At 66.2% G+C, this 10,366-nt stretch carries 8 protein-coding genes; 4 read left to right on the plus strand and 4 right to left on the minus strand.

Going from position 1 to position 10,366, the window contains the following annotated elements:
• On the minus strand, nt 1–974 hold a 974-nt coding region (locus tag VFH59_RS13740), incomplete at its 3' end, for a M1 family metallopeptidase (protein WP_325165476.1).
• 196 nt (nt 975–1,170) lie between these two features.
• Between VFH59_RS13740 and VFH59_RS13745 the strand changes: the two genes are divergently transcribed.
• The 3 genes from VFH59_RS13745 (at nt 1,171) to VFH59_RS13755 (ending at nt 4,091) form a co-directional block, all read left to right on the plus strand.
• Nucleotides 1,171–1,521 (plus strand): nucleotide pyrophosphohydrolase, encoded by a 351-nt coding sequence (locus VFH59_RS13745; RefSeq protein ID WP_325165477.1) that lies wholly within the window; start codon nt 1,171–1,173, stop codon nt 1,519–1,521.
• Between the two features lie 22 nt (nt 1,522–1,543).
• Nucleotides 1,544–3,448 carry a DUF2075 domain-containing protein gene (locus VFH59_RS13750; RefSeq protein WP_325165478.1) on the plus strand — a complete coding sequence of 635 codons (1,905 nt, stop codon included), beginning with the start codon at nt 1,544–1,546 and terminating at the stop codon, nt 3,446–3,448.
• A 283-nt stretch (nt 3,449–3,731) separates the two neighbouring features.
• On the plus strand, nt 3,732–4,091 hold the full coding sequence (locus VFH59_RS13755; RefSeq protein WP_325165479.1) for a GYD domain-containing protein: 360 nt from the start codon (nt 3,732–3,734) through the stop codon (nt 4,089–4,091).
• Between the two features lie 138 nt (nt 4,092–4,229).
• Here the strand turns inward: VFH59_RS13755 and VFH59_RS13760 are convergent, their stop codons facing one another.
• From VFH59_RS13760 to VFH59_RS13770, 3 genes are all read right to left on the minus strand, one after another.
• Complete coding sequence (locus VFH59_RS13760) at nt 4,230–5,225, minus strand: sensor histidine kinase (RefSeq protein WP_325165480.1); 996 nt, start codon at nt 5,223–5,225, stop codon at nt 4,230–4,232.
• Nucleotides 5,226–5,308: 83 nt separating this feature from the next.
• Nucleotides 5,309–7,342, minus strand: a complete 2,034-nt coding sequence (locus VFH59_RS13765; RefSeq protein WP_325165481.1) for a hybrid sensor histidine kinase/response regulator — start codon at nt 7,340–7,342, stop codon at nt 5,309–5,311.
• The gene (locus VFH59_RS13770) at nt 7,339–8,817 is read right to left on the minus strand and encodes an ATPase domain-containing protein (RefSeq protein WP_414655898.1); all 1,479 of its coding nucleotides are present in this window, start codon (nt 8,815–8,817) and stop codon (nt 7,339–7,341) included. Before VFH59_RS13770 ends, VFH59_RS13765 begins: the two co-directional genes overlap by 4 nt.
• A 295-nt stretch (nt 8,818–9,112) precedes the next feature.
• On the opposite strand from VFH59_RS13770, the gene VFH59_RS13775 reads away from it, so the two are divergent.
• On the plus strand, nt 9,113–10,366 hold a 1,254-nt coding region (locus tag VFH59_RS13775), incomplete at its 3' end, for an acetyl-CoA hydrolase/transferase C-terminal domain-containing protein (RefSeq protein ID WP_325165483.1).

Below are 10,366 nucleotides of genomic sequence, written 5' to 3' on the forward strand. Positions count from 1 at the left end.
TGCTTGTCCAGCTGGGTGGAGATGTGCGGGTTGAGCAGCAGCGCGTACTCAAAGGTAAAGATCGCACCCCAGTTCTCCATCGCCGAGAAAAACTGGCTCTGGCCCGGCGCGGCGACGTTGTCCAGCTTCGGCAGCGGATACGGCACGCCGAAGTAGTCGTTGTATTCCTTGAGGACCCGCTTGGACGAATCCAGCGCAAACTGCGCCTGGTCGATCATGCCCTTCTGCGTGATCACGCCGATCTCGGTGCCGTCGGCCGTGGTCGTGGCGCGCTCAAAGTCACCCAGCCCGAAGAACAGCAGGTAGGTCGACATCTTCGGCGACTGGCCGAAGTGCACCTCGGTCATGCCGTTGCCGAGATCCTTCTTCGAGGCGATCGGCATGTTGCTCACCGCCATCTCGCTCGTCGGAACGGTCGCGGTCAGCGTGAAAGTGGCCTTGTAGTTCGGCTCGTCCCACGAGGGGATGAAGCGGCGCGCGTCGGAGTTCTCGAACTGCGTGTACAGCGCGCGCTTCTTGCCGGCCTTGGTGTCGTAGTCCAGCGCAAAGATGCCGTTGGCCTGCGTGCCGATCTTGCCGGCGTAGGTCATCGCCAGGCGGTAGGTGCCGGCGGGAATCGGGTGGTCGAAGGTGAAGGTCGCGGTCTGCGCCTTCGCGTCCACTGCAATGGTCGGCGCCGCGAACGCCATCCTGCCCTTTTCCGCCGTCAGCGTCGCCTTGGAAAAGGTCAGGTCGGCGGCGTTGAGCGTGATCGAGCGGGTCGGCTTGGTCACCGCCAGGGTGATCGTCACCTGGCCATCGAACGAGAGCTTGTCCGCATGCGGCGTCACCGCCACGTCGTAGTGCGAAGGCACCACCCCGCGCGGCAACTGCGTCGTCGCCTCCCGCGCCTCGGCCGCCGACGCGGCAGCCAGCGGAGCCATGGTGAGCCCGGCCAGGGCCAGGCAGATTGCAGTAGAGAGGTGACGGCGCATACGGGTCCTTCTTCGGGATAAGCGGAACGGCAAGCCGTGCAGGCGGCACCCTTGGGGTGACGAACGGCACAGGACCGCCGAGTCTTACCCGACCGGGTGGCGGGGGGATACGGCCGGAAGTCATGGGCGGCCGGATGGGCCGTTCTCAGGCTCCGCGCTATGCTCGTGCAGGTACTCAACGACGGACCAGCAGATCGTGAACGCCGAGATTCTTTCCTTACAGGAAGCCCTGCGGGCGTTCGCCCGGGAGCGAGAGTGGGAGCCATTCCATTCGCCCAAGAACCTCGCGTCGGCCCTCTCCGTCGAGGCGGGGGAGTTGCTGGAACACTTCCAGTGGATGACCGAGCAACAGAGCCGGGCGTTGGATGGCCGGAAGACCGAGGCTGTCTCCGAAGAAGCTGCCGATATCTTCCTCTATCTCTTACAGCTGACTGACAAGCTGGACATCGATCTGCTAGCGGCGGCCAGGCGCAAGCTCGAGATCAATGCCGCCAAGTATCCGGTCGACCTGGCCAAAGGCAGCAGCAAGAAGTACTCCGAGTTTTAAGGACAGCCACAGGGGGCTGCGGGTGATCGTTTACCAGGCAAACAAGGCCAAGTTCCTTGACGACCACGAAAACCGGGACATCGAACATGTCATCGCCAGCAAGTACCTCGAGCGCATGGGTCACTATGCGCCCGAAGCCGAATACCGCGCATGGAAATATTCGCTAAGCGAGATGGCCCGGGTGTTACGGGACCCCGGCATCCCCGAGGATGCTGGAATCGGTGTCGAGTTCGGCATACCGCAGACATCCAAACGGATCGACTTCATCATCTCCGGCCGCACTGACGCCGGCCCCAAACTGATTATTGTTGAGTTGAAACAATGGTCGGAGGCGCGCCTCACCGGCAAGGACGGCGTCATTGCCGCACGACGTGGCGGCATGGCGCCGGAACGCGAAGGCGCACACCCCTGCTACCAAGCCTGGTCTTACGCAGCACTTCTTGAGGGCTTCAACGAAGCGGTCTACAAGCGGGCCGTTTCCTTGAGCCCATGTGCCTACCTCCACAACTATGTGCGAGACGGGATCATCGATCACCCGGAGTATTACGGGGACTACATCCACAAGGCCCCGCTGTTCCTCAAGGGCGAGGAAGAGCTCCGACGCTTGCGCGAGTTCATCAAGCAGCACATCCGGCATGGGGACAACGCCGAGCTGATCTACGAGATCGAGAACGGCCGTATCCGACCATCGAAGATGTTGGTCGACAGCTTGGTCGGCATGCTGAAAGGCCAGCGGGAGTTCGTGCTGATCGACGATCAGAAGGTGGTGTTCGAAAACGCGGCGGCTCTGGCCTCCGCTGCCTTCGAAGAGAAAAAGCAGGTCGTCATCATCCAGGGCGGCCCCGGGACCGGCAAGTCCGTCATCGCCATCAACCTCCTCGCCCACTTGTCCAAGCTGGGGCTCGTCTGCAAGTACGTCTCCAAGAACGCCGCGCCGCGTGCCGTCTTCAAGGCCAAGCTGAAAGGCAACCTGCGCCTCTCGGCGATCGACAACCTGTTCTCCGGCTCCGGTTCGTTCATAGAGACCAGCTCCAACGCTTTCGACGCGCTGATTGTCGACGAGGCTCACCGCCTCAACGAGAAGTCGGGCATGTACAGCAACCTCGGCGAGAACCAGATCAAGGAGATCATCCGCAGCAGCAAGTGCTCCATCTTCTTCGTGGACGATGATCAGATCGTCACGTTGTCCGACATCGGGCACTCGGGGGAGCTTGCGCGATGCGCCAACGCGATGGGCGCGGAAGTCTCTCATCTGGAACTGTCGTCACAGTTCCGGTGTAGCGGCTCCGACGGCTACCTGGCCTGGCTGGACAACACGCTTGGCGTGCGTAAAACGGCGAACACTCGTCTGGACACCAAAGAGTTCGACTTCCGCGTTGTGGATTCACCAAACGAGCTTCACGATCTGATCGCCGCTCGCAACCACAACAACAAAGCCCGCGTCGTAGCCGGCTACTGCTGGGACTGGGTAAGCAAGCGGAGTCCTGACCGCTACGACATTGTCATTCCCGAGCATGGGTACGCCAAGCGCTGGAATTTGAGTAGCGACGGAAGTCTTTGGATAGTGTCTCCCACTTCTGTGGAAGAAGTCGGTTGCATCCACACCTGCCAAGGACTGGAACTGGATTACATCGGCGTCATCATTGGTGCGGATCTGGTCGCCCGTAATGGGTCTCTCGTCACAAGGCCTGAGGCTCGTTCGGGCATGGACCGGTCCATCCGCGGATGGAAATCTATGGTAAAGGCCGATCCCAAGGCTTCACGCGACAGGTTAGACCGCATCATCCGTAATACCTACAAAACGCTAATGACCCGAGGCATGAAGGGTTGTTACGTATATTGCTGCGATCCGCAGACAGCCGACTTCTTCAAGGGCTGCTTCGCAGGTGACGAAGCGAAAAGCAAATTGGACGAGCCTTCTGCCTGAAAATGCAGAAGGGTCAGCGCGTTTGCTCTGATCGACGACCGTAGTCCCAGTACAACAAATTCATCGAAAGCACTCGGGTGCAGATGAACGACGGGGATGCTTTTTTTTTGACGATGCCGAGGCAGCCGCGACTAACGCTGGGTTTCTCCGTCGGTTTAGCCCGCCGGACGGAAGCGCAATGCCCGAGCAGGTTAGGGCTGCTGGCTGGATGTTGACCTGTATCAAAACCGCTCGTGCCACAGGTGTGAGCATCGGCCCCTCCCCCCCCACAAGGACCACGACCATGCCTACCTTCATCACCCAGGGCCGCTACACGCCCGACGCCATCCGCAGCATGGTGGGGCATCCGCAGGATCGCTCGAAGGAGGTCGAGAAGCTCTTCGCCGCCAGTGGCGGCAAGTTGCTGGGGTACTACATGACCTTCGGCGAGTACGACTTCCTGATCATTTCCGAGGGGCCGGACGAGGGGGTGGCGGTTTCGTCCATCGTGGCCGAGGCGGCCGGTGGGGTGACCGACCTCAAGACGGTGCTGGCGATACCGGGGCCAGCGATGACCGATGCCTTCACGCGTGCCGCGTCGGTGGCCAGCGGCTTCCGCGGTCCCATGCAGGCGGAGCGTGCGACGGTGCAGCAGGCGCACTGAACGCGAAGCGGGCGGCGGGCCCAGTGTTGCGCTGGGGACCTGCCGATGCGACCGGTGGAGGCGGGCCGGCACCCTCGCCGCGGCTTGCCGCCTCCCTTCGCCGAGCCGGCCGTCGCCCGGTCGCCCTGCCGCGACGGATCAGGCGCCCGTCGATGTCGCCGCGGGCGCGGATGACTTGATCGGCAGCAGCACGTTGACACGGTGTCCGCTCGACACCGGCACGCGCTCGACCTTACCGCCCAGGTGGGACGCGAGCAGCTGTACCAGGCGGGTCCCCAGGCCGTCCTTGATGGCCGGAGGCGCGCCCACGCCATCGTCCGCCACGCTTAGGACGATCCCGTCTTCGGCCGCTTCCAGGGTGATTTGCACGGTGCCGCCCTGCCCGCTTGGAAAGGCGTACTTGAAGGCATTGGTGACCAGCTCGTTCGCGATCAGGCCGATCGATACGGCCACCGAAGCCTCCACCGCCAGGGGGCTGGCCTTCACGCGCACGTTGATGGGGCGCACGTCGCGCAGCAGTTCGGCCAGGCCGTGGCCCAGTGCGCGCAGGTAGCTGGCCACTTCGACCTCGCCCTGCTTGCCGGATTTGCGCAGGCGTTCCTGGGCTTCGGCGATCACCCGCACGCGGGCCACCGCCGATTCGAGCGCGGCGCGCGCATGCGGGTCGGTCTGGCGCATCGCCTGGAGCCCCAGTACCGAGGAAATCATCATCAGGTCGTTGCGCGTGCGGTGGGCCAGCTCGTCCAGCAGGAGCGACGTTTCCGCCTCGGCGTCGACCAACTTGCAGACGGCCGAGCGCAACGATTCGACCAGCACCGACGCGGTCACGCCGACCGCCACGAACAGCGCCAGGAACAGCACTTCCTCCGGACCGGGGGCCCGGTGCTCGAGCACGAAGGCGGCGACGCCGTCGCCGAGTACGGCACTGAGCAAGGTGGTGAACAGGCCGATCGGGCGGCCGAAGACGACGGCCGCGAAGAACACCACCGGCAGGAACGGCAGGTAGCGGTGCAGCGCCGGGGGAAAGACGTACTCGAACGCCTGCACCGCAAGGACCAGCACCAGGGACACGAGGTAACCGACCAGCGCGGGGGGCCGCTTTCTGGAAAGCACCGCGACAATCAGGTTGTCCATTGGTCGGCATCCCCCACCCGGGATGCAAGACTTGTGACTTCCGTGTTAAGCCCGCGCACAGGAAGCGTGAGCGTTTCCTAAAGTCAGAGCGATCGCCCTGCCTCCGCGGTCCTTTTCTCCGGGGTGGGATGCACCAGCTCTTCGATGGCCACGGCGATGTCGGCCTGGCGGAAGGGCTTGCCCAGGCGCGCCAGGCCACGGGTGCCCTCCGCATGCCCGCTGTAGCCGGTGATCAGCAACACCGGCAGGTCCGGCCGGGACTCCCGCAGGTGCCGCGCCAGTTCGGCGCCGTCCATGCGCGGCATCTTGTAGTCGGTCACCACCAGGTCCACGTGCAGCCCTTCGCGCAGCTTGTCCAGCGCCTCGCCCGCACCGCTGGCTTCCACCACCCCGTGGCCCAGTTCGCGCAGCATGGCGGCGGTACCGTCGCGCACGAGTTGCTCGTCGTCGACCAGCAGCACGTCGAGCGGTCGTCTTGGTGCCGGCACACGGCCGTCGTCGGCATCGCGCCGGTGCGCCAGCGCGGTCGCGGTGGTGACCGGCAGCCAGAGCTCCACCCGCGTACCCACGCCCGGCGTGCTGTCGATCGCGAAGTGCCCGCCGAGCTGGCCGGCCAGGCCGTGCACCATCGACAGGCCCAGGCCGGTGCCCCGGCCGGTTTCCTTGGTCGAGAAGAACGGCTCGACCGCGCGCGCCATGGTCTCGCGGTCCATGCCCACGCCGGTGTCGGTCACGGCGATGCGCACATAGCCGGTGGCGGAATGCTCCGGGGTCGGACCCGACGCCACGGGTGCCAGTTCGATGGACAGCGTGCCGCCTTTGGGCATGGCGTCGCGCGCGTTGACGCAGAGGTTGAGGATCGCCAGCTCGAGCTGGTGCGGATCGGCCAGGACCTGTGGCAGGTCGTCGGGAAAATCCGTGTGTACCAGGATGGTCGAGCCGACCGAGCTCCTGATGAGGTCGCGCATGCCTTCGAGCAGGTGGGCCAGCTCCACGGCCTGGGTTTCCAGGGTCTGCCGCCGGGCGAAGCCGAGCAGGCGCTGCACCAGGATCTTGGCGCGCTCGGCCGACTGCAGCGCGTTGGTGATCAGCCGGGCGACGCGCGCGTCGTTTTCGCCGAACCGGCGATGCAGCATGTCCAGGGCGCCGGTGATCGGCATCAGCAGGTTGTTGAAGTCGTGCGCGACGCCGCCGGTCAGCTGGCCGATGGTCTCCAGCTTCTGCGCCTCGTGCAGCTTGGCCATCGCATCCTCGCGGGCGGAGGATTCCTCGATCACGCGCTGCTCCAGCGTGGCGGTCAGCTCGCGCAGGGACTGTTCGGTGGCGCGCTGGTCGGTGACGTCCGTATGCACGCCGACCCACTCGCGGATCTCGCCCTTGCGGTCGAAGGTGGGGATCGCCCGGACGCTGAAGGTGCGCCACTCGCCTTCGCGCGTGCGCAGGCGATGCTCGAACCTGAACATGCGCCGCGCTTTGCGCGCGGCCTGCCAGGCATCGAGCGTCGGCTGCACGTCGTCCGGATGCAGGGCGCTGACCCAGCGCAGGCCCCGGTAGGCCTCCTCGTCCTGGCCGGTCAGCTGGGTCCAGCCGGGCTGCTCTCCGTCCATCTCGCCTTGCGCGTTGTTGGTCCACAGCACGCCCTGCACGGCCTGGACGGCCGCCCGGAAGCGCTGCTCGCTGTCGTGCAGCGCGGCCAGGCGGGAGCGCGCCTCGTACTGGCGCCGCCGCCCGCGCAGGGCCGACTGCGCCAGGCTCACCAGCGTGGTCGGGTGGAACGGCCGTTCCAGGAACGTGACGTTGCCCAGCACGGCCAGCAGGCGCACCGAGGCCGGATTGCGCTCGATACCGCCGCGGCGCGTGACCAGGATGAACGGAAAGTCCGACCACTCCGGCTGCTTTTCCAGCCACGCGGCCAACGGATGCAGGTCGGCCTCCAGCAGGCTTTCCTCGGTCACCAGCGCGAAACCGGCGCCCGCCGCCATGCCTTCCACCAGCGCATCGATCGACGGCGAGGCGAAGGAACGGATCTGCGCTTCGGCCAGGATCGCGGAGGCCACCTGGGCATCGCGGCCGTGGGGCGCCAGGACGAGGGCGCGCTCGGAAAGGTGCGGGATCACGGTCCGTCCGGCATCAGACGGTTTTCCGCATCGCTCGGCGCAATGCTCGGGACGCCTCGGAGTACGCCCTGGAAGTGGATCAGCGGCTCTCCCAGCAGGATGCCGCCCGCACCGATGCGGTACTCGCGGATGGTGTCCTCGTGTGCGCTGGCGCGCTTCTTCACCACGGAAATCGCACGCCTCACCCGTCCCCGGGCCTCGAAGTAGCGCAGCAGGATAACCGTGTCGGCGAGATAAGTGACATCGACTGGCGACCGCATATCCCCGACCAGGCCATGCTGGGCGACGGTGAGGTAGGTCGTCACGCCGCGTCGGTTGAGGAACTGCAGCAGCTCATGGATGTGCAGCACCAGCGCCTGCTCCTCGGGCATGGCCGCCTGGTAGCCGTTGAGGCTGTCGATCGCGACGGTGCGCACGCCCTCTTCCACCAGCTGGCGGACACGGGCGGAAAATTCGCCGGGGGTCATCTGTGCGGCATCGATCTGCTCGACCACCAGCTTCCCGCTGTCGACCATGCTTTCCACATCGAGGCCGACGCCCAGCGCACGCTGGACGAACAACGCCCGCTCTTCGTCGAAGATGAAGATGGCCGCGCGCTCGCCGCGCGCCACCGCGCTGGCGACGAAGGTGAGCACCAGCAGCGATTTGCCGGTACCCGCCGGACCCAGCACGAGCACGCTGGAGCCGCGCTCGATGCCGCCGCCGAGCAGCGCGCTGAACTGGGGCGAGGGGCATGGCAGCAGGTCGCGCACGAAGTCCTCGCCATGCTCGCCGGAGACCAGCCGCGGGAACACCTGCACGCCGCCCCTGCGTATCACGAAGTCGTGGTAGCCACCGCGGAAATGCCGCCCCCGGTACTTGAGCACGCGCAGGCGCCGGCGCTCGGCACCGTAGTCGGGCGACAGCTCCTCCAGCCGGAGCACCCCGTGCGCGACGCTGTGCACGGTCTTGTCGGTCGTGTCGCTGGTCAGGTCATCGAGCATCAGCACCGTGGCGTGGGACCGCGCGAAGTAGTGCTTGAGCGAGAGCACCTGGCGGCGATAACGCAGCGAGCCCTGCGCGAGCAGGCGGATCTCGGCCAGGCTGTCGAGCACCACCCGGTCGGGATTGATCTGCTCGAAAGCCTGGAAAATGCGGCTGGTCGTTTCGCCCAGCTCGAGGTCGGACGAATACAGCAGGCTTTGCTGCTGGGCCTCGTCGAGCAGGTTCTCCGGCGGCACCAGTTCGAAGATCGTCACGCCATCGAGCGACCAGCCGTGGGACGCCGCCGTGCCGCGCAGCTCGCTCTCCGTTTCCGACATCGTGATGTAGAGCACCCGCTCGCCGGCGTCCCGCCCGGCCAGCAGGAACTGCAGGCCCAGAGTGGTCTTGCCCGTGCCCGGGCTGCCTTCGAGCAAAAACAGGCAGCCCCTCATCAGGCCACCATTCAATACGTCGTCGAGTCCGGACACGCCGAGGGAGGCCTGCTCCTTCATGAGGTCGTTCAAGTCGTCACCTGTTGCTCAGATCCGTCAATAAAAGGTGTTGGTATCACAGACCGCCGTAAAGCCGCGCGACGGCCTGAACCCCTGGGGGCAATGCGGTTCAGGCTGGGCGGCGGCCGGGCCGGAAGCGCTGCCCTCCGACACGCGCGCCGTGGACGATACGCATGGTAATCGCGCCGGTGGCCGCCGCCCACAGTTTTCCGAACGGGTCGGGAGGGCCCACACGCCGCCGACGCAGACGCCGTCGTAGCCTTCCCAGGACGTTTACACCCCCGGGACGGCCAGGATGAGCGATCGGCAGCGGATCGAGTGCGAGCGCTTGCGCGCGAAGGTGATGGGCCCCGACGAGGCGGCCCGCTACATCGCCCCGCACAGTACCGTCGGCATGAGTGGCTTCACCGGGTCCGGCTACCCGAAGGCGGTGCCGATGGCCCTCGCCGCGCGCATCGAGGCCGAGCACGCGGCCGGACGGCCGTTCCGCGTTCGCGTGTGGACCGGGGCGTCGACCGGGCCGGAGCTGGACGGGGCGCTGGCGCGGGCCGAGGGCATCGAGTTCCGCCTGCCCTACAACTCCGACCCGTTGGTGCGCGAGCAGATCAACTCCGGGCGCATGGAGTATTTCGACCTGCACCTGAGCCAGGTCGCGCCGATGGCCTGGCAGGGCTTCCTCGGCACGCTGGACACGGCGGTGATCGAGGTCAGCGGCATCACCGCCGACGGCGCGGTGGTGCCCTCCTCCTCGGTCGGCAACAACAAGACCTGGATCGAGCAGGCGCGCCAGGTGATCGTCGAGGTCAACCGCTGGCAGAGCCCGGCGCTGGAGGGCATGCACGACATCTACTACGGCACCGCGCTGCCGCCGCACCGCGTACCGATTCCGATCGTCCGGCCATCCGACCGCATCGGCGAGCCCTACCTGCGCTGCGATCCGGACAAGGTCGTGGCCGTGGTCGAGACCGATGCGCCGGACCGCAACCTGCCGTTCCGGCCGCCGGACGAGGCGGCCCGCGCCATCGCCGGCCATCTGCTGGAGTTCCTGCGCCACGAGGTGAAGCTCGGACGGCTGCCGGCCGCGCTGCTGCCGATCCAGTCGGGCGTGGGCAACATTCCCAATGCGGTGCTGGGCGGCCTGCTCGACAGCCCGTTCGAGCGCATGACCGCCTACACCGAAGTGATCCAGGACGGCATGCTGGAGTTGCTCGCCGCCGACCGGCTCGGTGTGATCTCGGCAACCGCCTTCTCGCTCAGCCCCGAGGCCGCGGCCGCCTTCAACGCCGACGCGGCGCGCTACCGGGGGCGCCTGGTGCTGCGGCCGCAGGAGATCAGCAACCATCCGGAGGTGATCCGCCGGCTTGGGTGCCTGGCGATGAACGGGCTGATCGAGGCCGACATCTACGGTGCGGTCAATTCCACCCACGTGATGGGCTCGCGCATCCAGAACGGCATCGGCGGCTCGGGCGACTTCGCGCGCAACGCCTACATCTCGATCTTCATGACGCCCTCCACCGCCAAGGACGGGCGCATCTCCACGATCGTGCCG

This window comes from Frateuria sp. (genome assembly GCF_035695185.1).
Lineage (GTDB): Bacteria > Pseudomonadota > Gammaproteobacteria > Xanthomonadales > Rhodanobacteraceae > Frateuria_A.